This is a genomic window from Streptomyces sp. cf386, from assembly GCF_900103585.1.
Lineage (GTDB): Bacteria > Actinomycetota > Actinomycetes > Streptomycetales > Streptomycetaceae > Streptomyces.
Map to the genome: position 1 here is coordinate 21,418 of NZ_FNHV01000023.1, position 23,613 is coordinate 45,030.

16 protein-coding genes are annotated in these 23,613 nt (G+C 71.0%); 6 read left to right on the top strand and 10 right to left on the bottom strand.

Annotated elements, in window-relative coordinates; genetic code table 11:
* Nucleotides 1-143: 143 nt before the first annotated feature.
* Nucleotides 144-779, bottom strand: a complete 636-nt coding sequence (locus BLU79_RS39565) for an Rv3235 family protein (protein ID WP_093910872.1) — start codon at nt 777-779, stop codon at nt 144-146.
* A 328-nt stretch (nt 780-1,107) separates the two neighbouring features.
* Here BLU79_RS39565 and BLU79_RS39570 point away from each other — a divergent pair, with 328 nt between their 5' ends.
* Nucleotides 1,108-1,623, top strand: a complete 516-nt coding sequence (locus tag BLU79_RS39570) for a DUF6912 family protein (RefSeq protein ID WP_093910873.1) — start codon at nt 1,108-1,110, stop codon at nt 1,621-1,623.
* A gap of 89 nt (nt 1,624-1,712) precedes the next feature.
* Complete coding sequence (locus BLU79_RS39575) at nt 1,713-2,378, top strand: HAD family hydrolase (RefSeq protein WP_093910874.1); 666 nt, start codon at nt 1,713-1,715, stop codon at nt 2,376-2,378.
* Nucleotides 2,379-2,396: 18 nt separating this feature from the next.
* Here the strand turns inward: BLU79_RS39575 and BLU79_RS39580 are convergent, their stop codons facing one another.
* The gene (locus tag BLU79_RS39580) at nt 2,397-2,963 is read right to left on the bottom strand and encodes a DJ-1/PfpI family protein (RefSeq protein ID WP_093910875.1); all 567 of its coding nucleotides are present in this window, start codon (nt 2,961-2,963) and stop codon (nt 2,397-2,399) included.
* 947 nt (nt 2,964-3,910) lie between these two features.
* Between BLU79_RS39580 and BLU79_RS39585 the strand changes: the two genes are divergently transcribed.
* Both BLU79_RS39585 and BLU79_RS39590 read left to right on the top strand, forming a co-directional pair.
* Entirely contained in the window at nt 3,911-8,845 is a 4,935-nt protein-coding gene (locus tag BLU79_RS39585; RefSeq protein WP_093910876.1) for an NAD-glutamate dehydrogenase, read from the top strand.
* Nucleotides 8,846-8,927: 82 nt separating this feature from the next.
* Entirely contained in the window at nt 8,928-10,442 is a 1,515-nt protein-coding gene (locus tag BLU79_RS39590) for a hypothetical protein (protein WP_093910877.1), read from the top strand.
* Nucleotides 10,443-10,811: 369 nt separating this feature from the next.
* On the opposite strand, the gene BLU79_RS39595 is transcribed toward BLU79_RS39590, so the two are convergent.
* The 4 genes from BLU79_RS39595 to BLU79_RS39610 all read right to left on the bottom strand — a co-directional run bounded on the left by BLU79_RS39595 (nt 10,812) and on the right by BLU79_RS39610 (nt 16,706).
* Nucleotides 10,812-12,497: a glycosyltransferase family 2 protein gene (locus BLU79_RS39595; RefSeq protein WP_093910878.1), complete on the bottom strand. Its 1,686-nt coding sequence runs from the start codon at nt 12,495-12,497 to the stop codon at nt 10,812-10,814.
* Nucleotides 12,494-14,770, bottom strand: a complete 2,277-nt coding sequence (locus BLU79_RS39600; RefSeq protein WP_093910879.1) for a CDP-glycerol glycerophosphotransferase family protein — start codon at nt 14,768-14,770, stop codon at nt 12,494-12,496. The genes BLU79_RS39595 and BLU79_RS39600 overlap by 4 nt, the downstream gene beginning before the upstream one ends.
* A gap of 102 nt (nt 14,771-14,872) precedes the next feature.
* Entirely contained in the window at nt 14,873-15,763 is an 891-nt protein-coding gene (locus BLU79_RS39605) for an ABC transporter ATP-binding protein (RefSeq protein WP_177001356.1), read from the bottom strand.
* Nucleotides 15,764-15,788: 25 nt separating this feature from the next.
* Complete coding sequence (locus BLU79_RS39610; protein ID WP_093910880.1) at nt 15,789-16,706, bottom strand: ABC transporter permease; 918 nt, start codon at nt 16,704-16,706, stop codon at nt 15,789-15,791.
* Between the two features lie 331 nt (nt 16,707-17,037).
* Here BLU79_RS39610 and BLU79_RS39615 point away from each other — a divergent pair, with 331 nt between their 5' ends.
* Entirely contained in the window at nt 17,038-17,679 is a 642-nt protein-coding gene (locus tag BLU79_RS39615) for a TetR/AcrR family transcriptional regulator (protein WP_093910881.1), read from the top strand.
* A 100-nt stretch (nt 17,680-17,779) separates the two neighbouring features.
* Nucleotides 17,780-18,433 carry a response regulator transcription factor gene (locus BLU79_RS39620; RefSeq protein ID WP_093910882.1) on the top strand — a complete coding sequence of 218 codons (654 nt, stop codon included), beginning with the start codon at nt 17,780-17,782 and terminating at the stop codon, nt 18,431-18,433.
* Here the strand turns inward: BLU79_RS39620 and BLU79_RS39625 are convergent.
* From BLU79_RS39625 to BLU79_RS39640, 4 genes are all read right to left on the bottom strand, one after another.
* Complete coding sequence (locus tag BLU79_RS39625) at nt 18,430-19,368, bottom strand: ADP-ribosylglycohydrolase family protein (RefSeq protein WP_093910883.1); 939 nt, start codon at nt 19,366-19,368, stop codon at nt 18,430-18,432. The genes BLU79_RS39620 and BLU79_RS39625 overlap by 4 nt on opposite strands.
* 74 nt (nt 19,369-19,442) lie before the next feature.
* A complete protein-coding gene (gene galE, locus BLU79_RS39630; RefSeq protein ID WP_093910884.1) occupies nt 19,443-20,438 on the bottom strand; it encodes a UDP-glucose 4-epimerase GalE in 996 nt (331 codons plus the stop codon).
* A 114-nt stretch (nt 20,439-20,552) separates the two neighbouring features.
* On the bottom strand, nt 20,553-22,229 hold the full coding sequence (locus tag BLU79_RS39635; RefSeq protein ID WP_093910885.1) for a glycosyltransferase family 2 protein: 1,677 nt from the start codon (nt 22,227-22,229) through the stop codon (nt 20,553-20,555).
* 42 nt (nt 22,230-22,271) lie between these two features.
* Complete coding sequence (locus BLU79_RS39640; RefSeq protein ID WP_093910886.1) at nt 22,272-23,588, bottom strand: glycosyltransferase 87 family protein; 1,317 nt, start codon at nt 23,586-23,588, stop codon at nt 22,272-22,274.
* Between the last annotated feature and the right edge of the window lie 25 nt (nt 23,589-23,613).

A 23,613-nucleotide genomic window follows, 5' to 3' on the forward strand; every position in this document is an offset into this window, starting at 1 on the left:
GGCGAGGCGGTGCTGCGAGGACGTGGTGCCGTCGAGCGGACAGCGACAGTGACGGTGCCTTCGGTGCCGTAGTGGCTGGAAGGGCCGGGTCTCCTTTGGGGGCCCGGCCCTTCGGCTTGGGCGGTTCGTGGACCGCCTTGTGGTCAGTCGTCGTCGTCCTTGTGGGGCCTGCGTGGGCCGCCCAGTTCCACGGCTGTGCAGCGCCAGCGGAGGTCGCCGCCCCGTTCCAGGCGGAAGGCCATGGCGCGCAGCTGGTCGCCGGCGCCGATGCGGGCGAAGGCCTCGAGGGCGCCCGGGCGGGGTTCGAAGTAGCCGATGTCGCGGACCACGGGGCGGGTGCCGTGGGTGCGCAGAGGGCTGCGTTCCGCGAGCCAGGCGAGTTCGTCGTAGGCACGGCCTGCGGTGTGGCGGAGCATCGAGTGGACGGGGCGCTGGCCGCTCAGGACCAGGAGCAGTCGGTCGGCGAAGACGTCGGTGGGGCGGGGTTGGGGGACGGCGGGAGGGCGGAGGGTGAGTTCGCCTGTGGGGGTGTGCGGGTTGCGCGGCCTGAGGGCTTGGGTGGGGGCGGTCGCGGTCGGTGGGCGGGTGTCCGTGGGCCTGGTGCGGGCGTGGAGTCCCGTCGTGGCCGGAGAGCCGGGTGGGCGGCCGTCGGGGGACGTCGTACGGGATGCGCCGCCGCTAGGGGTGCGGGGTGGGATGCCGCCGGGGCGGCGGGTGTCGCGGCGGGTCGGTGGGCGGGTGCCGGGGCGGTGCTGGGTCCTGGTCATGACCTTGTTCATGGGGTCCCCGTTCGGTGGGCCCGGGGGATACCGGGCAGTAACTTAGCGATCGGTGATCTTGTACGGGGTCCTGGGCGCCGACGGCAAGGAAGCGCTGGCTCGGATTGGGCGGCCGGAAACTTCACTTATCCGGGTGATGGGGAGGCTCGAAAGGCCAGGATGACGGGCCTGTGCCGGGTGAGTTTCCGGACCGGAGTGGACGCCGAACGAGGCGGTGGTGGGGACTCGAAAGGGGACACGCGCACGTATCCTGAAGGCCGTTCGGGAGGTGCGGGGATCCGCCCTTCCGAGTCCTTGCGGAGCCTTCCGAGTACGAAAGCGGTCAGTCATGCGCGTCTACGTCCCCCTGACCCTCCCCGGCCTCGCCGAGGCGTACAAGACGGGCGAGTTGGGGACCGGGCCGCTCGTCGCGTACGCCGTCACGCCCGCGTTGCGCGAGTGGTACCTCTCCGACGACATCGAGGAGCTGGAGTACGCGGCGCTGAACCGGGCCGCGCTGGCCTCTCTGCGGCTGCTGGCGGCGGACGGCGGGGCGGTGCGTCGGCGGGTCGTGGTCGCCGTTGACGTGCCCGACGGGGCGGCCGTCGCCGATCCCGACCGGGGCCTGGATCCGTCCGCGCTGGGTGAGGTGCGGATCGGCCGGGGCGTGGCGCTGGCGAAGGCGGCCGCGGTGCATGTCGACTCGGGCGACGCGGAGACGGACGTGGCGGCGGCGGTGGAGGCGCTACCGGCGGCGGACGGCGGGGACGACGACGCGCAGTTCGTGGTGGACGGGGCCGAGGACCACGAGCTGCTGTGGTACGCGACTCAGGAGATCCCGAATCTGGTGGGGCTGGGGGACTGACGCCGGCGCGGTGGCGCGCCGGATCGCTGCGGATACCTCGTGACCTGCCGTTCTCTTGATTGTCAGTGGTGGCGGGTACGGTTTTTGGCATGGGGAAGCGAGCAGGGACGCACATTGTCTGGGACTGGAACGGGACGCTGTTCCATGACAATGACGCGATCATCGGGGCGACGAACGCGGCGTTCGCAGAGCTGGGGCTGGAGCCGATCACGATGGAGCGGTACCGGGCGCTGTACTGCGTGCCGGTGCCGAAGTTCTACGAGCGGTTGCTGGGGCGGCTGCCGAACGAGGCCGAGTGGGAGGTCATGGACGAGACCTTTCACCGGTACTACACCGAGCACCGGGTGAGGTGCGGGCTCACCGAAGGCGCGGCGGAACTGCTCGTGCAGTGGCGGTCGGCGGGGCGCAGCCAGTCGATCCTCAGCATGTACGGGCATGACGAACTCGTCCCGCTGGTACGAGGGTTCGGGATCGAGGAGCACTTCATACGTGTCGACGGGCGGACCGGGCCGTCCGGGGGCAGCAAGGCCGAGCACATGGTGCGGCACATCGAGGCGCTCGCGAGCGTGGATCCCACTCGCACGGTGGTGATCGGGGATGCCGCCGACGACGCGGTGGCGGCGCTGCATGTGGGGGCGCGGGCCGTGCTGTACACCGGGGGGTCGCACGGTCGGGCGAGCCTTGAGGCAGTGGGGGTGCCGGTAGTGGACACATTGGGGGAGGCGGTCGCGGAGGCGGAGCGGTTGGCGGCGTAGCCGAGCTCTTTCGAGCCGTCACGTCACGGGTGCCTTCGCCCGTAGCACCGTCAGGAACTCGCGCATCCAGCCGGGGTGGTCCGGCCAGGCGCGGGAGGAGACCAGGGTGCCGTCGACCACTGCCTCGGCGTCCTGGAAGGTGGCGCCCGCGGCTTGCATGTCCAGTTCGAGGGCGGGGTACGCCGTGACGCGGCGGCCCCGGAGGCTGTCGGTCGCTGCGGTGAGCAGGGGGCCGTGGCAGATCTGGGCGACCGGTTTGTCGGCGTCGAAGAACGACTTGAGGATCTTGCGGAGTTCGGGGTCGTTGCGGAGGTACTCGGGGGCGCGGCCGCCGGGGATGACGATGGCGGCGTAGTCGCCGGGGTCGACCTCGGAGAAGGCGAGGTCGGCGGGCCAGGTGTAGCCGGGTTTCTCGGTGTAGGTGTCGAAGCCGGGCTCGAAGTCGTGGACCACGAACTGGAGCCTCTTGCGGGTGGGGGCCGCGATGTGCACGTCGTAGCCCTCTTCGCGGAGGCGCTGGTAGGGGTACAGGACCTCCAGTGACTCTGCGGCGTCGCCGGTGACGATGAGGATTTTCGCGGTCATGTCGGGTGCGCTCCTCTGGTTGGCCGTGGTGCCGTGATCTGCGGCTCCGTCGGGGCCGGCCTACTGGGCAACGTGCCTCGGGGCGGGGGGATTGCCAAGGGGGTGTGCGGCTGTGGGGGTGCCGGGAGGGTGGGGTTCTGTGGCCGGTGTGCGCCGGGTGCCGGGCGGTGCGGTCGAGGGCGGGGCGTTGCGCGGCCCGGCGCTGCGGGGTGCCGCTTTCTGCGGGACGGGTGCCGACCCAGCGGCAGGACTGCCCGCAGACCGCGTGGGTGGCATGCCGGGCGGCGCGACTGCCCACGGACCGCGCGACGGGGTCGTTCCCGTGGCGGCCCTTCGGCTGTCCCTGTGTGCGTTCGCTGCATCCAGCGGCCCCACCTCACCGCTGTTTTCGGACACGGGCTGTCTCCGGATGGCCTGCTTCCGCCTCGCCCCTTGCCCAAGCGGCCCTCTCAGTCCTCCCTCCCAGCCTCCCTCTCGCCACCCCACATCGCCAGTTACGCCCTCCCCGCCCCGTTTGACCCTGTGCAGAACGTCAAAGTTCCACCCCCGGTTTTGTACACATACGGCTCATGACGGGCCCCCTGTAAGGAGCGATAGCCTTAGTGGCGTGATCAGCGCGATAGCTCGCGGGGGCACTGGTGCCCCTGCCCTGCGCCCGGCGAGCACGGACGACATCCGTGACCGGGCGGCGGTCGCTGGTCTTCGCGGGCGGGAGGGGGGCGCAAGGGCTCCCGGGACGTCATGTACACCCTGGGCCCGGACGTCGCAGAGAGCAGCGTCACACCCCGTGGGCAGCTCAAAATTGGCTCATATATCCCCGCTCATCTCACCTCGCGGCATAGCGTCGAAGCAGACCGGACACCCCGCGTCGCGGCGTTACGCCGGAGGGGAAGAGACCGTACTTCCTTCTACGTCACGCAACGGCGCGCGACAGGAGCCAGAGGACAATGCAGACCAAGCTGGACGAAGCCAAGGCCGAGCTGCTCGAAAGGGCCGCCCGGGTAGCTGAGAACAGCCCGGTCGGGGGGTATCTACCGACCGGGACGACGGACGAGGGCACTGCCGGCACCCCGGACCACGACACCGTGCTCGCGTTCCTCCAGCGCTACTACCTGCACACCGCCCCGGAGGACCTCACCGACCGCGACCCGGTCGACATCTTCGGAGCCGCCTTCTCGCACCACCGTCTGGCCGAGAACCGCCCCCAGGGCACGGCCAACGTGCGGGTGCACACCCCCACCGTGGAAGAGAACGGGTGGACCTGCAGCCACTCCGTCGTCGAAGTCGTCACCGACGACATGCCCTTCCTCGTCGATTCCGTGACCAACGAGCTGACCCGGCAGGGGCGTGGCATCCACGTCGTCATCCACCCGCAGGTCTTCGTCCGCCGCGACGTCACCGGCAAGCTCATCGAGGTGCTCACCGCGCCGCCCACCGGCGAGCTGCCGCACGACACGCACACCGAGTCCTGGATCCACGTCGAGATCGACCGCGAGACCGACCGCGCCGATCTGAAGCAGATCACCGCCGACCTGCTGCGTGTCCTGTCCGACGTCCGCGAGGCCGTCGAGGACTGGAGCAAGATGCGGGACCTGGCCATGCGCATGGCCGACGAGCTGCCCCAGGAGCCCCATTCCGACCTGCGAGAGCAGGAGTTCGAGGAGGCCCGCGAGCTGCTGCGCTGGCTGGCCGACGACCACTTCACCTTCCTCGGCTACCGCGAGTACGAGCTGCGGGAGGACGACTCGCTGGCCGCCGTGCCGGGCACCGGGCTCGGCATCCTGCGCGCCGACCCGCACCACGCCGAGGGCGACAGCCACCCCGTCAGCCCGTCCTTCGAGCGGCTGCCCGCCGACGCCCGCGCCAAGGCCCGTGAGCACAAGCTCCTCATCCTCACCAAGGCCAACAGCCGGGCGACCGTGCACCGTCCGTCGTATCTCGACTACGTCGGGGTGAAGAAGTTCGACGAGAACGGCGAGGTCGTCGGCGAGCGGCGGTTCCTGGGCCTGTTCTCCTCCGCCGCCTACACCGAGTCCGTCCGCCGCGTGCCCGTCGTCCGGCGCAAGGTCGACGACGTGCTGAAGACCGCCGGGTTCTCGCCCAACAGCCACGACGGGCGCGACCTGCTGCAGATCCTGGAGACGTACCCGCGCGACGAGCTCTTCCAGACCCCGGTCCCCGAGCTCCAGCGCATCGCGACCTCCGTCCTCTACCTCCAGGAGCGCAGGAGGCTTCGCCTCTACCTCCGCCAGGACGAGTACGGCCGCTACTACTCCGCCCTCGTCTACCTCCCGCGCGACCGCTACACCACCGGCGTGCGCCTGCGGATCATCGACATCCTCAAGGAGGAGCTCGACGGCATCAGCGTCGACTTCACCGCCTGGAACACCGAGTCGATCCTCTCCCGGCTGCACTTCGTCGTCCGTGTCCCGCAGGGCACCGAGCTGCCGCAGCTCAGCGAGAGCGACAAGGAGCGCATCGAGGCGCGTCTCGTCGAGGCCGCGCGCTCCTGGGCCGACGGCTTCGCCGACGCGCTGAACGCCGAACTCGGCGAGGAGCGCGCCGCCGAGCTGCTGCGCCGCTACTCGGGCGCCTTCCCCGAGGGCTACAAGGCCGACCACGGCCCGCGCTCCGCGGTCTCCGACCTGGTCCACATCGAGCAGCTCACCGAGGAGAACAACTTCTCGCTCAGCCTGTACGAGCCGGTCGGCGCCGCCCCGGAGGAGCGCCGTTTCAAGATCTACCGCAAGGGCCCGGCCGTCTCCCTGTCCGCCGTCCTGCCGGTCCTCAACCGGCTCGGCGTCGAGGTCGTGGACGAGCGGCCGTACGAACTGCGCTGCTCCGACCGCAGCGCCGCCTGGATCTACGACTTCGGTCTGCGGATGCCCCAGTCGGCCGGCGCCGGTGACTATCTCGGTGACGACGCGCGCGAGCGGTTCTCGGAGGCGTTCGCCGCGACCTGGACCGGCCAGGCGGAGAACGACGGCTTCAACTCCCTCGTGCTGAGCGCCGGGCTGACCTGGCGGCAGGCGACGGTGCTGCGGGCGTACGCCAAGTACCTGAGGCAGGCGGGCTCCACCTTCTCGCAGGACTACATGGAGGACACCCTCCGCAACAACGTCCACACCACCCGCCTCCTCGTCTCCCTGTTCGAGGCGCGGATGTCGCCGGACCGTCAGCGCGCGGGCCGCGAGATCGTGGACGCGCTCCTCGAAGAGGTCGACGCGGCGCTCGACCAGGTGGCGAGCCTCGACGAGGACCGGATCCTGCGGTCCTTCCTCACCGTCATCAAGGCGACCCTGCGGACGAACTTCTTCCAGGAGGCGGGGGGCGGCAAGCCGCACGACTACGTCTCCATGAAGTTCGACCCGCAGGCCATCCCCGACCTGCCCGCGCCGCGCCCGGCGTACGAGATCTGGGTCTACTCACCGCGCGTCGAGGGCGTGCACCTGCGCTTCGGCAAGGTCGCGCGCGGCGGTCTGCGCTGGTCCGACCGGCGTGAGGACTTCCGTACCGAGATCCTTGGCCTGGTCAAGGCGCAGATGGTGAAGAACACCGTCATCGTGCCGGTCGGCGCCAAGGGCGGCTTCGTCGCCAAGCAGCTGCCGGACCCGTCCGTGGACCGGGACGCGTGGCTGGCCGAGGGTGTCGCGAGCTACAAGACCTTCATCTCGGCGCTGCTCGACATCACCGACAACATGGTCGCGGGCGAGGTCGTGCCCCCGGCCGACGTCGTACGGCACGATGAGGACGACACCTACCTCGTCGTCGCCGCCGACAAGGGCACCGCGACCTTCTCCGACATCGCCAACGGGGTCGCCGAGCAGTACAACTTCTGGCTCGGGGACGCCTTCGCCTCCGGTGGCTCGGCGGGTTACGACCACAAGGGCATGGGCATCACCGCCCGGGGCGCCTGGGAGTCCGTCAAGCGGCACTTCCGCGAGCTGGGCGTGGACACGCAGACCCAGGACTTCACAGTCGTCGGCATCGGCGACATGTCCGGTGACGTGTTCGGCAACGGCATGCTGCTCAGCGAGCACATCCGCCTGGTCGCCGCCTTCGATCACCGGCACATCTTCATCGACCCGGTCCCGGACGCGGCGACCTCGTACGCCGAGCGCCGCCGCCTGTTCGAGCTGCCGCGCTCCAGCTGGGAGGACTACAACACCGAGCTGCTGTCGGCCGGCGGCGGGATCTTCCCGCGCAGCGCCAAGGCCATCCCGGTCAACGCGCACATCCGCGAGGCCCTCGGTATCGAGGGCAAGGTCTCCAAGATGACGCCGGCCGAGCTGATGAAGGCCATCCTCATGGCGCCGGTGGACCTGCTGTGGAACGGCGGCATCGGTACGTATGTGAAGGCATCGACCGAGTCCCAGACGGACGTCGGCGACAAGGCCAACGACGTCATCCGCGTCGACGGCGCCGACCTGCGCGTCAAGGTCGTCGGTGAGGGCGGCAACCTGGGCCTGACCCAGCTCGGCCGGATCGAGTTCGCCCGGCACGGCGGCAGGATCAACAGCGATGCCATCGACAACAGCGCGGGCGTGGACACCTCCGACCACGAGGTGAACATCAAGATCCTGCTCAACGGCCTGGTCGCCGAGGGCGACATGACCGTCAAGCAGCGCAACAAGCTGCTCGCCGAGATGACCGACGAGGTCGGCCGCCTGGTCCTGCGCAACAACTACGCACAGAACACGGCGATCGCCAACGCCCTCGCCCAGTCCAAGGACATGCTCCACGCCCAGCAGCGCTTCATGAAGCACCTGGTCAGGGAGGGTCACCTGAACCGGGCGCTGGAGTTCCTGCCCACCGACCGCCAGATCCGCGAACGCCTCGGCACCGGCCATGGCCTGACCGGCGCGGAGACGGCCGTCCTGCTGGCGTACACCAAGATCACCGTCGCCGACGAACTGCTGCACACCTCGCTGCCGGACGACCCGTACCTGAGCACCCTGCTGCACGCGTACTTCCCGACCGCGCTGCGCGAGCAGTTCCCGGAGTACCTCGTCAGTCACCCGCTGCGCCGTGAGATCACCACGACCGTGCTGGTCAACGACACGGTCAACACGGGCGGTACGACGTATCTGCACCGGCTGCGCGAGGAGACCGGTGCCTCGCTGGAGGAGATCGTCCGGGCGCAGACCGTGGCGCGCGCGATCTTCCGCTCGGCGGTCGTGTGGGACGGCGTCGAGGCGCTCGACAACAAGGTCGACGCCGCCGTCCAGACCCGGATCCGGCTGCACTCGCGCCGCCTCGTCGAGCGCGGCACGCGCTGGCTGCTCAACAACAGGCCGCAGCCGCTGGAGCTCGCCGACACCGTCGACTTCTTCGCCGACCGTGTCGAGCAGGTCTGGTCGCAGCTGCCGAAGCTGCTCAAGGGCGCGGACCTGGAGTGGTACCAGCGGATCTACGACGAGCTGACCGGCGTCGGCGTCCCGGCCGAACTGGCCACCCGGGTGGCCGGGTTCTCCTCGGCCTTCCCGACGCTGGACATCGTGTCCGTGGCCGACCGCCTGGGCAAGGACTCGATGGACGTCGCCGAGGTCTACTACGACCTCGCCGACCGCCTCAACATCACCCAGCTCATGGACCGCATCATCGAGCTGCCTCGCTCGGACCGCTGGCAGTCGATGGCCCGCGCCTCCATCCGCGAGGACCTCTACGCCGCTCACGCGGCTCTGACCTCGGACATCCTGGCGGCCGGCAACGGCACCGCGACGCCCGAGCAGCGGTTCTCGGCGTGGGAGCAGAAGAACACGGCGATTCTGGGGCGGGCGCGTACGACGCTGGAGGACATTCAGGGGTCGGAGGCCTTCGATCTGGCCAACCTGTCGGTGGCCATGCGGACCATGCGGACGTTGCTGCGGCAGCATTCGTAAGTCGTGTGCCGTCAGGCGCCCCGGGCTGTGACAGCTCGGGGCGCTCGTGCATTTCGGGCGAAACGGGAATTATCGTGCTCGCGTGAGCGTGATCCGGGCCGCGTTGCGGAGAACGACGGTCGTTCCGCAGGTCGCCGCCGGGCTCGTCGTCCTGCTGCTCGTCCTTGTGATCGTCCGGCTCCCATGGGCCGGTGACCTCGGAGTGCACGCGGCGACCGTGCAGCGGCTGCGGCACAGCCTTGTCGATCCCGGCAATCCGCTGGTCGACGCGGACACGCCGAGTCCGTACTACTCGCCGTGGATGCTGGTGCTCGGGTGTGTCGCGCGGGTGACGGGGTTCTCGGTCTTCGTCGTGCTGAGGGTCGGTGCGGTGGTGGGGCTGGGGCTGCTCGTCAGCGGGGTGTGGCGGTATGTGCGGACGCTGAGCGCGCATCGGGCCGCGCCCGCGCTCGTGGCGCTGTGTCTGGTGTTCCTGTGGGGGACTTCGCTGTTCACCTGGAGCGGGTTTCTGGGGCTGAACTCGCTGGCGTTGACGGTGTCGTATCCGAGTGTGTTCGCGTTGGGGCTGGCCTTTCACCTTTGGGCCTGGCTGGCGGGGGTGGTGCGGGCGGGAGCGCGGGCGAGGGAGGGGGCGTGGGGCGCGGGCGGGTGGGGGGCGTGGCTCGGGCTCGGGGTGCTGTGGGCGGGGGTTCTGCTGTGCCATCAGTTCTCCGGGGTTGTGGCTTCGTTGGGGGCGCTGGCTGTTGTGGTCGCCGCTCGGCCGGGGCGGGCGGTGTGGCTGCGGGTGGGGGGTGCGGTGGCGGTGGGGGCGGGGGTGCTGTGGGGGTGGCCGTACTACGACTTCTTCGCGTTGTTCGGGGCGGCGGGTGATCTGGAGGCGGTGCATCGGGGGCTGTACCGGGATCTGGTGGGGCGGTACTGGCTGGTGCTGGTGGGGGTGGCGGCGCTGGTGTGGCGGGGGGTGCGGGAGCGGTGGGATCCGCTGGTGCTGTTCTTTGTGCTGGGGGTGGCGGTTGTGGGGGTGGGTGGGGTGAGTGGCCACTACTCGTGGGGGCGGGCGTTGCCTGCGGTGGTGATTCCGGCGCAGATCGCTGCCGCGTTGGCGGTGGTCGAGGTGGGGGAGAGGGTCTCCTGGCGGTGGCGTGGGGTCGGGGCCGGGGTGTTGGGCGGGGCGTTGGTCGTGGGGGTGTGGACGCAGGTCGGGACCTTGGGGTACGTCGTTCCGCGTGCGGTGTTGCCGGAGGTGGTTGCGGTGAAGTACCGGGCGCCGTGGGTGGGGTACCACTGGGTCACGCCGTGGGTGAAGTACGGGGATGTCGTGATGGCGCGGACGTTTCCGGCTCGGCAGATTCCGGCGTACGGGGCTTACACCGTGGCGCCTGGGTATCCCGACTTCTTCCTGCCGGATGAGGGGCGGCGGGAGGCGGCTGTGCGGCGGTACTTCGCGGTGGGGACGTCCGGGGGTGTGCGGCGGGGGATTGTGGAGGCGTATCGGGTGCGGTGGGTTGTGGATCGGGGGGTGGTGCGGAGGGATGCGGGGGTGCGGGTGGTGGCGTGGGGGCCGGGTGGGGAGGTTTTGTATGAGGTGGTGCGGTGAGGTTCGCGGTGTTGTGGTTGCCGCCGGTTGTTTCGCCCCCGCCGCCCCTACCCGTCCCATCCTCCAGGGGCTCTGCCCCTTCGACCCCGGGGCGCTTCTGGGGGCTGCCGCCCCCAGACCCCCGCTATCGGCCCCGAAAGGGCCTCGTCCTCACACGCCGGACGGGCTGAAAAGACGCCCCCTGCGGGTGGGTGGGGGTTAGGGACGGCGGGAACTCGGCCTCGAACGCCGGACGGGCTGGAATGCCCGGGCCGGCGCCGAGAGGGCGCCCTCGCTCAACCAGGACGTCCCCTGCGGGTGGGTGGGGGTTGGGACGGAGTCCCTCTCGGCTGGGGGTTAGTGATGGCGGGAGCTCCCTGCGTGTCCTGGCTAGCGCAGTGCGCTCCGTACCAGGCGGGCCGCTCTCCGTACCCTCGGTCCTGCCAGACGTCGTACCGCCGGGCGTACCAACCTCGCCGTCACGCCCACCGGCTTCCACCGCATCTGGAGGCGGCCGGGGCCTCGGCCCTCGGGTTCGATGGTTACGTGGTGGGGGGCCGTGGCGGTGTGGTAGTTGATGCGGGTTGTGAGGGTGGGGAAGGTCAGGGGAGCCAGGAGTACGGCCGTGTGGCGGAGGCCCTGGTGCTCGATGCGGAGGAGGGGGTGGCGGACGCCCGCGAAGCCGTGGTGGGGGACGGGGGCCGTGGACAGGTCCAGGTGGACCTGGCCTTCGAAGACGCCGGGGCCGATGGGGGTCAGGCGGAAGGGGGTGGTGAGGCGGCGTCGGCCGGGGGTGAGGAGGAGGCTTGCGCGTTGGGGGCCCACCGGGAGGCGCAGGCCGGGGTCGTAGGTCCGGATCGTCAGGTCGATCGAGGCGCCGGGTCCGCGGGTGAGTTCCGTGATCTCGTGGCGGAACTGGGCGCTTCGGAACGGGCGGGTGTCCAACTCCAGGTCGGCCACGTCCAGTTCGCGGCGGGACCAGGCCGATGTAGGGAGGGTGGCTCCCCAGTACGTGTTGCCTTCCGCGTCCTGGCTCACTTGTCGGGGTGCCACTGCGTGGCCCAATCCCCTTGCCGCCAAGCGGGCTTCGGGGAAGCGGCGTTCGCGGATCAGTTGCAGGACCACCCGTTCCGTGCGCGGCAGTCGGGCGTAGGTCGAGGGGGAGAGGGTTTCCAGGTAGGGGGTCATGATGTCCGCGAAAGAGCTCAGCCATTGTTCGTCGCGGTACGGGAGGTCTCCGGCGTACATCCGGAAGTCGTGCTTGAGGAACTTGTAGTCCTTGTCCTCGCGCAGCGCCCCGTGCCCGCTCTCGGCGAGGAAGCCGTCGATGAGGCGCTGGACCCGGACCCGGTCGCGGACGTTGTCGAGTCTGTCGCGCTGGTTGGAGATCGATGCCGCGTCCGTGGTCGCGAAAGGTGCGATGTGCCAGCGGTACACCGGGTCCGGGATGATCGTGAACTCCTTGGCCAGGCAGTACGCCTGTGCCGTGAACAGCTGGTCCTCGTAGTGGATGCCCTCGGGGAAGCGCAGGTCGTGGCGGTCCAGGAACGCGCGGGCGTACATCTTGCTCGTCGACAGGTGCTCGAAGAGCAGCCGGGGTTCCGATTCGATGCCCACCACCGTGCGGGCCTCCGCGACCAGGTGCGGCATCCATTTCGTACGACGGCCGCTGTCCTCCCGGACCCGCACCACCGCGCCCATCGCGAAGTCGATCTCCCGGTCGCGGTGGGCCGCCAGGAGCAGCTCCACCGCGTTGTCGGTGAGTTCGTCGTCGCTGTCCAGGAACATCACGTACGGGGCTCGGGCGATCTCCAGGGCGCGGTTGCGCGGGGCGCTGCAGCCGCCGCTGTTCCGCGGCAGGCGGAGGTGGCGGACACGGGGGTCCTCGGATGCCAGTTTCCTTGCCACGTCCGGGGTTTCGTCCGTCGAGTGGTCGTCGCTGATCACGATCTCGATGTTGGCGTGGGTCTGGCGGCGTACCGATTCCACTGCCCGGGGGAGGCGTTCCGCGTCGTTGTAGACGATGACCGTGACCGTGACGTCCGGGGCGACCAGGGTCGCGACTTCGGGGTTCATGCCGTCTCCCTTGGGCTCGGTGCCGGTGTGCGTTCCTCCAGCGGGGTCACCGGCGGCAGCGCTTCCTCGCTCTCGCCCAGGAACACGCGGCGTACGACCCGTTCGGCGGCGCGTCCGTCGTCGTACTCGCAGAAGCGGCGGCGGAAGGCAGCCCGCGCCTTCGTCGCGCCCTCGTCGTGCCAGGCCTCGGTGGTGAGGATCTCGGTCAGTTCCCGCTGGGTGCGGGCGACCTGGCCAGGGGGCTCGGCCATCAGGTCGAAGTAGACGCCGCGGGTGGAGCGGTACGTCTCCCAGTCGTCGGCGTGGATGACGATCGGGCGGTCGAGGTTGGCGTAGTCGAACATGATGGACGAGTAGTCCGTGACCAGGGCGTCGGCGGCCAGGGCCAGGTCCTCGACCGGGTCGTAGGCGGACACGTCGATGATTCGGCCCGCGCGGCGCAGGGCGGTCAGGGGGCCGCTCAGGGGGGATGCCGTGCCGTCGTAGAAGTAGTGGCCGCGGACCAGGAGGACCGTGTCCTCGCCGAGCCGGTCGGCGAGGCCGGCGAGGTCGAGGCGGGGGGTCCAGCCGGCCTCGTAGTCGCGGTGGGTGGGGGCGTAGAGGATGGTGCGGTGGGTCGGGGGGATGCCCAGGCGGTCGCGGACGGCGCGGATGTCGGCGGCGGTGGCCGTGTAGTAGACGTCGTTGCGGGGGTAGCCGTAGTCGAGGGAGACGAAGCGGGCGGGGTACGCGCGCTCCCACATGCGGGTGGAGTGGCTGTTCGCGGAGACGCTGTAGTCCCACTTGTCGATACGGGCCAGCAGGGCCTGGAAGTCGAGGCCCTTGGCCGCCGCCGGGAACTCCATCTGGTCCACGCCCATGCGCTTGAGCGGGGTGCCGTGGTGGGTCTGGAGGTGGATCGCGTCCGGGCGTTTCACGATCGCGTTGGGGTAGTTGACGTTGTTGACCAGGTACTTCGCCGTGGCCAGCACCTCGCGGTAGCGGCGGGTGCCGGGGAGCACGTGGTCGGTGTGGGGTGGGAGGAGGGGCGCGTTCTCGGGGGTCACCACCCACACCGGGTGGATCTGCGGGGCGAGTTCGGTGAGCTTGGCCGCGATGGCTGCCGGGTTGCAGGCGACCCCGCGGTTCCAGTACGCCGCGAAGACGGCCAGGTTGGGGTCGACCGGGCGGGACAGGGCCGTGCGGTAGTGGTGGTCGCCGAGGGCGGCTTCGATCTGGCGTCTGCGGGTTCGTACGGCCGACTTCGCGGCGCGGCGCGCGCGGTTGGCGGCCTGGAAGGCGCGGTACCTGGTGTAGGCGTTCTCTTCGAGCAGGGCCCGGCGGATGCCCTCGGGGCCGGCGGGGCGGCGGTGCCCGGCCGGGCGATGGCGGACGGCAGCTGCGGCGGCTCGGCGGAAGAACTCCCTGGCCACGGGGTCCGGCATGGGTGTGCGGGCGAAGGTGCGCAGGCAGTCGTGGACCATCACGTCGTACAGGACGGAGTGGGTTGCGCAGACGCGTGCGGGGCGGAGTGCGGAGTTCGCTGTGGGGAGGGGCGCGGCTGTGGGGAGGGGCGCGACGGTGCGGTTCTCGGTGAGGGTGAGGAGCGTTTCGTAGCGGTCGACGAGGGCGTAGTGGTCCTCGGGGGTGACCGGGGGGAGGCTCTCGGGGCGCACCTCGTGGTGTTCGTACGCCACTTGGTTCAGGGCGGCGACGCGGTCGGCGAGGAGGAGGGCGGCGTAGGCCGCGAACGGCTCGTCGGGGGTGGTGAGTCGGCGTTCGTGCGCCTGCCAGAAGGGGGTGCGCAGCGCGCGGTTGCCCAGGAGCGGGGTGACGCGGAGCGCGCTACGGGCGATGTCGTCCAGGGGGTGGGCGGCGCGGCCCGCGCGGGCCAGGCGGGGGCCGTCCTCGGCGGGGAGGCCGGTGGTGTCCCAAGTGGAGCGGACGTGGTCGAAGAGGAGGACATCAACCTCGTCCGGCAGTTCCGCGGCACGCTCGGCGACCATACGCGGGGCGCCGGCGGGCAGACCGTCCTTGCTGTGCACGAAGTGCAGCCAGCGGCCGGAGGCCCGGGCCGCCCCCGCCGACCGGGCCGCGGCGTCGTCCGTGCCGTCGGGCAGGGGCAGCACCAGCATCTCGGGGGCGTACGCCCGGGCCGTCTCCTGCGCCCAGGCGCCGACCGCGGCCACGATCACCTCGACGTCGGGGTGGGGGTGCGCGGCCAGGGAGGCGAGGAGTCCGGTCAGACGGTCCTGGGTGTTGGGCCCGTGGACGATGACGGTGAGTTCGGGCATCGCGAGGACTCCTTCGCCTTCGTCATCTTCGTCATCGCTACGGGGCACCCTGCTCGGACATAGTGTCACTAATGGGATGAAAGGGTGACCCGGTAGTGCGCCTCACGAGGGAACAGCGGCGGGGGCGGGGGTGGGGGTAGAGGCGGGGGCGGGCTTCGCCTTGGGCTTCGGGTTCGGCTTGGCCGCCTTGTCTCCCGTGAACGCCTCGTACTCCTTCAGCACCGCGTCCGTCGGCCCGTCCATGCGCAGCTCGCCGCGCTCCAGCCACAGCACGCGGTCGCAGGTGTCGCGGATCGACTTGTTGTTGTGGCTGACCAGGAACACCGTGCCCGCGTGCTTGCGCAGCTCGCGGATCCGGGCCTCGGAACGCTTCTGGAAGGAACGGTCACCCGTCGCCAGCGCCTCGTCGATCAGCAGGACGTCGTGGTCCTTGGCCGCGGCGATGGAGAAGCGCAGGCGGGCCGCCATGCCGGAGGAGTACGTGCGCATGGGGAGGGTGATGAAGTCGCCCTTCTCGTTGATGCCGGAGAAGTCGACGATCTCCTGGTAGCGGTCCTTGACCTGCTCGCGGGACATGCCCATCGCGAGGCCGCCGAGGAAGACGTTGCGCTCGCCGGTGAGGTCGTTCATCAGGGCCGCGTTGACGCCGAGGAGGGAGGGCTGGCCGTCGGTGTAGATGCGGCCGTTCTCCACCGGGAGCAGGCCCGCGACCGCTTTGAGCAGGGTCGACTTACCGGAGCCGTTGGTGCCGATGAGGCCGATCGCCTCGCCCCGGTACGCCACGAAGGAGACCTTCTTGACGGCGTGCACCTTGCGTACGCCCGCCGCCTTCTCGGTCTGCTTGCGGCGCAGGATGCGGTTGAGGGCGGCGGTGGCCGAGCCGCGGCCGGCGCCGGTGCCGTTGACGCGGTAGACGATGTCGACGGCGTCGGCGATGACAGTGGGGATCTTGTTGGCGGGGGTCTCGTCGGTGAGGGTCTCGCCGGTGGGGATGCGGTCGTCTGCGGTCTTTGCGTTGTCAGCCACGGCCGTACGTCTCCTCAGCCTTCCAGAAGTAGATGAATCCGCCGACGCCGGCCAGCAGGGCCCAGCCCGTCGCGATCGCCCACACGTGGGGCGGGAGCTGGCTCGCGTGGAAGCTGTCGATCAGGGCGAAGCGCATCAGGTCGATGTAGACGGCGGCGGGGTTGGCCTGAAGGAGCTCGGGTACCCAGGACGGCAGGCCTTTGTGGCTGCTCGTGACGTGGGTGATGCTGAACATCACGCCGGACGCGTACATCCAGGTGCGCAGCACGAACGGCATCAGCTGGGCGATGTCCGGCGTCTTCGCGCCCATGCGCGCCATGACCATCGCGACGCCCGCGTTGAAGGTGAACTGCAGGAACAGCGCCGGGACCACCAGCACCCAGGACGCGGCGACCGGGATGCCGAAGCACAGCAGGATGACGACCAGGGCGGCCATCGAGAACAGCAGCTGCTGGAGCTGTTGCAGCGCGAAGGAGATGGGCAGCGCGGCCCGCGGGAAGTGCAGGGCGCGGACGAGGCCGAGGTTCCCCGAGATCGCGCGGGTGCCCGCCATGATCGAGCTCTGCGTGAACGTCCAGACGAACACACCCGTCACCAGGAACGGGATGTAGTCCTGCACGCCGTGGCTGGTGCCCAGCAGCATGCCGAAGATGAAGTAGTAGACCGCCGCGTTCAGCAGCGGGTTCATCACCTGCCACACCTGGCCCAGCTTCGCCTGGCTGTACTGCGCGGTGAGCTTGGCGGTGGCGAACGCGCTGATGAAGTGGCGGCGTGCCCACAGCTGGCGGATGTACTCGGGCAGGGAGGGGCGGGCACCGCTGACCGAGAGGCCGTGCCGGGCGGCGAGGGCCGTGAGGTCGGTTTCGGGCGGGGCCTGAGTGGTGGGCGGTGTGTGGAGGGCCTGGGTCACATCCGCTGCTTTCGTCTGGGCGTCTGGGGAGGGGCGGGGTGAGGCTTTGGGTGCTGGTGCTGGTGCTGGTGCTGGTGCTGGTGCTGGTGCTGGTGCTGGTGCTGGTCGGTCGTGGCGCTTGCCGGGGTGTCGTTCGGCGGTTGCTTACGCTTCTCTTCACGTTTTCTTACGTCGGGACGGGACCGTATCGTCGCAACGTGAGCGTAGGCGGAGGGGGCGTCGGAACGCAACCGTTTCGTCGTGACGTCGGCGACCCGCAGACTACGTCGCGACGAAACGGTTGCGTTGCGACGCATTACGTGGGGACGGGACCGTATCGTCGCAACGCCCTATGCTGGTCCGCATGACGACCAACGCCGACCAGCCCCAGGCGCGTCCGCGCCGCCGGACCCCCGCCGGTGCGGCCGTGCTCCGCGAGGACGTGACGGAGGCCATTCGGGCGGCCGTCTTCGAGGAGCTGGCGGCCGTCGGCTACGCGCGGATGTCGATAGAGGGCATCGCGCGCCGCGCGGGCGTCGGCAAGACGGCGGTGTACCGGCGCTGGCGTTCCAAGCTGCATCTGGTGCTGGACGTGGTGTCGGCGGTCGCGGTGATGGGGCTGCCCACGCCGAACACGGGCTCCCTGGAGGGGGACCTGCGGATGCTGTACGAGGTGACCTCGCGCGCCCTGCGTCACCCCGTGGTCTCGCAGATCATCCCCGACCTCCAGGCCGAGGCGGCCCGCAACCCCGAGATCGCCGAGGCGCTGCAGAAGGCGTTGGAGCAGGGGCAGGAGGGGGTCGCCAACAAGATCCTGATCGGGGCGGAGCAGCGCGGTGAGCTGCGCAAGGGCTTCGACGACGAGCTGGCGCTCGACCTGATCTCGGGCCCGCTGTACTGGCGGACGGTGGTGGCGGCCCGCGGCCAGAAGCTGCCCAAGGGCTATCTGGACGCGCTGACCCGGGCCACGACGGAGGCGCTCAAGGCGCTGTGAGTAGGCTGCGCGCAGCGACCGCCCGTTGATCGAGGCGGCCTCACCGCGCGCGTGCGGTGAACCGGGATCCCGGAGTACCGGAACAGAGGCGGAGACTGCCGTGAGAGTCGTGATCGCCGAGGACAATGCCCTGCTGCGCGAGGGCCTGGTCCTGCTGCTGACGTCGGCCGGACACGAGGTCGTGGCCGTCGCCGGCACCGGCCCCGAGATCCTGCCCGCGCTGCTGAAGCACCACCCCGACGCCGCCGTGCTCGACGTACGGATGCCGCCGGACTTCCGCGACGAGGGACTGCGCGCCGCCCTCGCCGCGCGCAAGGAGATGCCCGGGCTGCCGGTGCTGGTGCTCTCCCAGTACGTCGAGCAGTCGTACGCCGCGGAACTCCTCGGCGGCGGCGCGAGCGGCCTCGGCTACCTGCTCAAGGACCGGGTCGGCCGGGTGGACGAGTTCCTCGACGCGCTGGAGCGGGTGGCGGCCGGCGGCACCGCGCTCGACCCCGAGGTCGTCACCGAACTGCTGACCCGGCGCCGCGACTCCCCGCTCGACTCCCTCACCCCGCGCGAGCGCGAGGTGCTGTCGCTCATGGCCGAGGGCCACGACAACGCGACCATCGCCAAGACCCTCGTCGTCACCGAACGCGCCGTCCACAAGCACATCGGCAACGTCTTCCTCAAGCTCGGCCTGCCGCAGAGCGACAGCGGGCATCGGAGGGTGCTGGCGGTGCTGGCGTATCTGAACAACGCACAGCGCGGCTAGCCGCTCAACCGCCGACCGAGCTCCGCCAACTCCCCGACCCGCAGCACCCGTCCGCCGAATCCCGGCAACGGCACGTGCAGCACCCCCGTCCACCGCTCCGGCACCGCGGAGATGCCGTACACCGCCCCGGCCAGCCCGCCTGTCACCGCGGCGACCGTGTCTGTGTCGCCGCCCAGGTCGATCGCGGCGCGTACGGCGTCCTCGTAGGAGGACGTGGTGCGCAGGGCCCAGACCGCCGAGCCGAGGCAGGGCCATACGGCACCGTTGAACTCGGTGGCCTGGTCGGGGTGCCAGTCGGGGGCGAGGACGACGGCGTAGCGGTCACGGTGGTCGGGGTGGACGGCTTCGAGGGTGGCCGGAACGGCGGCCGACGCGTCGCCCTCGTCCAGGGCGACGCGCACCAACTCGTGGAAGATGGCGGTGCCCTCCCAGGCCGCACGGTCTCCGTGGGTGAGGGCGGCGATGCGGCGGGCCGCGTCCATGGTGGCGTCGCGGCCGGCGCGGGCGAAGTGCACGGCAGCGGGAGTGGCACGCATCAGCGCCCCGTTCCCCGCCGTCCGTTGGTTCACCTGGAAGTGCAGCGCGGCGGCCATGTCCCACGCATCGCCGCTGCTCAGGACGGCTTCCGTCTGCAGACCGATGTCCTTCGGCTCCGCGGCCGCCCACCGCTGGAACCGCCGGAAGACGTCCGGGAGTTCGAGCCGCCCGCAGTCCAGCAGGGACTCGCCGACGAGTACGGCCATCTGCGTGTCGTCGGTCGCCTCGCCCGGCTCCCAGCCGCCGCCCCCGCACATCTCGCCGCCCTGCCCCGGCTCCGGGAAGCGCGCCGAGAAGGCGCCCTCGGGGCCGAACTCGAAAGGGGCGCCCAGGGCGTCGCCCACGGCGGAGCCGATGACGGCGCCGAGGGCGCGCGCGGTGCGGAAGGACTCGGTCACCCCGCGAGGCTAACCGGCCGCGCGGAAGTGCCCCGGTGGCAGAGGCGCACCGGAGGCGCCGCAGACCTCGGTCCTCAATCCCTGGCCGCCCCCGGATGCAACCGCACCCACCCCTCCCAAGCCGACGTGATCATGTCCTGCACGTCGTGCTTCGCCTTCCAGCCCAGTTCGGTGGTGATGCGGTCGGCGGAGGCGACGACGCTGGCCGGGTCGCCGGGGCGGCGGGGGGTGACGGTCGGGGGGCGGTCGTAGCCGGTGATGGCGTTGATCTTGTCGATCATTTCGCGGACTGAAACGCCTTCTCCGCGGCCGATGTTGAGGGTGAGGTCGCGGCCGGGGGTCTCTTGGAGGGCGCGGGCCGCGGCCACATGGGCCTCGGCCAGGTCGACGACGTGGATGTAGTCGCGGACGCAGGTGCCGTCGGGGGTCGGGTAGTCGTCGCCGAAGATGCGCGGGGGTGCCTCCTCCGTGAGCTTCTCGAAGACCATGGGGATGAGGTTGAAGACCCCTACGTCGGCGAGTTCGGGGGTCGCCGCGCCCGCCACGTTGAAGTAGCGCAGCGATGCCGTGGACAGGCCGGTCGCGCGGGCCGTGGCCCGGACCAGCCACTCGCCGGCCAGCTTCGTCTCGCCGTACGGCGACATCGGCACGCACGGCGTCTCCTCGGTGACGAGGGCGCCGTCTCGCGCGGCGTCCGGCATGCCGTACACCGCTGCCGACGAGGAGAAGACGAAGGAGCGGACGCGGGGGGCCATGGCCACCGCTTCCAGGAGGACGCGCAGGCCCTCGACGTTCTCCCGGTAGTAGTGCAGGGGGCGGTCGACCGATTCGCCGACCTGCTTCTTCGCCGCGAGATGGATGACACCGGTGATGCGGTGCGCCATCAGGGCGCGGGCGACGCGCTCGCCGTCCAGGGTCGAGCCGACGACCAGCGGCACGCCGTCCGGCACGCGCTCGATGATGCCGGTGGACAGGTCGTCGTACACCACGGCGTGCTCACCCGCCTCGGTCATCGCTCGTACGACGTGCGCTCCGATGTAACCGGCGCCGCCGGTGATCAGCCAGGTCATTGTGCGGCCGTCCCCTCATCAGTGGGCCTGTGGTCGTCCGCGGTCGATGTCGTGACCGTGGTCGGTGTCGGTGCTTGCGGTCGGAGCCTGCGGTCGGTGTCGGTGACGTCGGTGTCAGTGACAGTGAAGCAGGCGGTGGAGTCTGGCGCGGACTACCGAGGTAACTCCGCGTAAACCAGGGGCCACGCGTAGTGCCAGCGCTCCGGAGTTCGTGGCGTACGGCTGTACGAGTAACAAGGCGCGACGGGAGCCGAACGCGGCGCGGCGGCGCAGGAGGCCGGCGCCCGTGCGGGCGTGTGCCGTGACCTCGCGGTATGTGCCGCCTCGGAAGCGCACGCGCACGCGTAGATCCCATGTGCCGGCGCCGGACGTCCCGGAGAACGCGGCCCAGGACACCGGCGTATCCGCGGACCAGCCGCCGTCGGCCGAGCACGTGAGCGCCGCCGCGGTACGCGCCCCCGCCACCCGCCCCGTGTCCCGGCACCGCCACTCCACGTCCAGCGCCTCCGGGCCCGCCTGCGCCACCCTGCCGTACAGCTCGTGCAGGCGCAGCCGGAGCAGGGCGGCACGCGCGCGTGGGCGCAGTTCCGCGTCCACGGCGAGGGGGAGGAGGCGGACGGGGCGCGTCAGCAGGGGCTCCAGGGTGACCTGGGGGAGGTCCGCGGACCAGGCGGGCATGCCGTCGGGGGTGTGAGCGTAGGGAGGCAGGAGGCGGGCGGGGCGGGAGGCCAGGTCTCTGAGGCGGGGCAGGTCGCGGGGCTCGGGGGAGGCGAGGACCACGCGGCCGATCAGGCGGCCGGGGGCGGTGGGGTTGTGCGCCCAGTCGGATGCGTCGTACTCGGCGAGGTACGCCCGGGTGTGTGCCCACCATGCGCGCTGGTACTCGGCGTCGTGCAGGCCCAACTCGCGTGCGTACATGCGCAGTTCGTGGTCGAGGAACTTGCCGCGCGCCGCCCGCGCCAGCTCCTTCTGGCCGGCGCCCAGCAGGATCTCGTACGCCAGCCGGCATGCCTCCGTGCGCGCCCGCCAGTTGGTGATGCCGGCGCGGTCCAGGGAGATCGACAGCCGGTCGGCGGAGCGGCGGACGTGCCAGACGTACACCTGGTCGGGGACGAGGGCGATGCGCGGCCCGGCGGCCAGCACGCGCGCGCTGAAGACGAAGTCCTCGTAGAGGAAGCGGCCTTCAGGGAAGCGGATGCCGTGCTCGCGCAGAAAGTCCGTGCGGTAGAGCTTGTTGACGCAGAGCGTGTCGTGGACCAGGCGCGGGCGCTGCACGGGCCGCTCGTACACGGCGTGCGCGGCGTACAGAGCCGCCTCCCACGGCACCGCGCGCCCCTCGGGCAGCTCCCGCCGCACGCACAGCCCGCCCGCCACCTCCGCGCCCGCCCCCCTCGCCGCCGCGAGCAGCGCGTCCACGGCGCCCGGCGGCAGGACGTCGTCGCTGTCCAGGAACATCACGTACGGCGATGTCACCCGGTCAAGCCCGGTGTTGCGCGGGCTGCCGCAGCCGCCGCTGTTGACCCGGCGCCGGACCACCTTCACGCGCGGTTCGCTCGCGGCGAGGCGGGCGAGGAGTTCCGCGCTGTCGTCGGTCGAGCAGTCGTCGACGGCGATGACCTCCCGGACCGCGGGACCCTGCGCCAACGCCGAGCGGACGGCGGTCGTCACATGCGCCGCGTCGTTGTAGCCGATGACGACGACGCCGACCTGCGGCTCGCGCGCGGTGTGCGCGGCGCTCGCGGCGTGCGCGGTCTGCGCGTCGCGCGTGGCGGGTGCGGCGGGAGGGTGCATGGGGCCCGTTCTGGAATCGTGGGAGTGGTGGATTGTCGCCCGTCAAGCGGGACTTGGGGCCCGTTCCGGGAGACGGCGGGAGTCGAGGTCCGGTTCACTCGCGGGATGCGGCACTTCGGGGCCGGACGGGCCGGTCGAGCGCCACAGGCGAGTGAAGGCGAGGGCGGCTGCCGTGGCCAGGAGTCCGTTGCGCAGGAGCATCAGGGCGCAGCCGGTCCAGGTGCTGGTGATGACCTGGTGGTAGAGGGCGGGGTAGACCATGGCGCTGACCGCGGTCGCCGCGACGACCAGTGCGGCCACCGGGCGCTGGACGGTCCGCCGGGAGGTCAGGCACACGGCGGCCAGGCCCAGCAGCCAGATCATGTACTGCGGGCTGATCACCCTGCTCGTGACGGTGAAGAGCAGTACGGCGGCCAGCGCGGCGTCGTACGGGGTCGCCTCGGTCCAGCGCCCGGCCGTCGCCCGGAACCGCCAGAGCAGCAGGGCCGCGAGGGCGAGCGCCGTGAGCGCGAGGGAGACCTGGGCGACGGCGGCCACGTACGGGCCGGTGAACTCCATCGCGCCGTACTGGTAGCGCGCCCTGCCCGGCCACCCGGCATGGGTCGCGAGGCCGAGCACGGTGCCGCCGAGGGACTCGATCTGGACGCCCCGGCCGCTCTGCTGCGGCAGGAAGGAGAAGGGATCGTCGAAGGACACCGTGAGCAGCAGGAGGGCCGCCGCTCCCGCCAGGGCGCCCGAGATCCAGGCGGACCGTGAAGTACGCCCCTTCGGCGTCCCGATGAGCACCAGCGCCGGCCACACCTTCACCAGGGCGCCCAACGCCGCGAGCGCACCGCACGCACGCGTGGAGCGCGGCAACGTCAACAGGGCGATGACGGCGAAGGCCGTGACCTGGACGTCGTAGCGGGCGAACGGGATGTGCAGCAGGAGCGGGAGGCCACCGGTCCAGAGCGCGGCACCCCGCAGGGTGCGGCCGGGGCGCGTGCCCGCGCGCGTGAGGGCGACGGTGACGGCCGCGTCCATGAGCACGGTGAGGACGACGAACGCCTGGAAGTACGTCAGTCCCGGCAGCAGCGCGGGGGAGAGCAGCACCGGGCCGGCGCCGGGCGGGTACTGCCACAGCGGGTCGTGCGTCGGGAAGGCGCCGTGGGAGAGGGTGCCGTACCAGTGGCCGTACAGGCCCCACACCTCGCGGGCGACCCCGCCGCCGCCCAGCAGGTGGAAGGAGTTGTGGGCGAGCAGCCACAGCATGGCGGCGCGGGTGAGCAGCCAGACGGCGGCCAGCGTGGGGACGCGGCGGTCGGCGAGGCCGGCGGGGAAGGTGCGGCGACCGGGGCGGGTGAGGCGTGGGTGGTTCATCACGGCGGATCGTAAGCCGGGTGAA

Bases quoted from the DNA above. Each gene is read 5' to 3' on its own strand.
- BLU79_RS39565 (WP_093910872.1), bottom strand. From the start codon at position 779: ATGAACAAGGTCATGACCAGGACCCAGCACCGCCCCGGCACCCGCCCA.
- BLU79_RS39570 (WP_093910873.1), top strand. From the start codon at position 1,108: ATGCGCGTCTACGTCCCCCTGACCCTCCCCGGCCTCGCCGAGGCGTAC.
- BLU79_RS39575 (WP_093910874.1), top strand. From the start codon at position 1,713: ATGGGGAAGCGAGCAGGGACGCACATTGTCTGGGACTGGAACGGGACG.
- BLU79_RS39580 (WP_093910875.1), bottom strand. From the start codon at position 2,963: ATGACCGCGAAAATCCTCATCGTCACCGGCGACGCCGCAGAGTCACTG.
- BLU79_RS39585 (WP_093910876.1), top strand. From the start codon at position 3,911: ATGCAGACCAAGCTGGACGAAGCCAAGGCCGAGCTGCTCGAAAGGGCC.
- BLU79_RS39595 (WP_093910878.1), bottom strand. From the start codon at position 12,497: ATGAACCCCGAAGTCGCGACCCTGGTCGCCCCGGACGTCACGGTCACG.
- BLU79_RS39600 (WP_093910879.1), bottom strand. From the start codon at position 14,770: ATGCCCGAACTCACCGTCATCGTCCACGGGCCCAACACCCAGGACCGT.
- BLU79_RS39615 (WP_093910881.1), top strand. From the start codon at position 17,038: ATGCTGGTCCGCATGACGACCAACGCCGACCAGCCCCAGGCGCGTCCG.
- galE (WP_093910884.1), bottom strand. From the start codon at position 20,438: ATGACCTGGCTGATCACCGGCGGCGCCGGTTACATCGGAGCGCACGTC.
- BLU79_RS39635 (WP_093910885.1), bottom strand. From the start codon at position 22,229: ATGCACCCTCCCGCCGCACCCGCCACGCGCGACGCGCAGACCGCGCAC.
- BLU79_RS39640 (WP_093910886.1), bottom strand. From the start codon at position 23,588: ATGAACCACCCACGCCTCACCCGCCCCGGTCGCCGCACCTTCCCCGCC.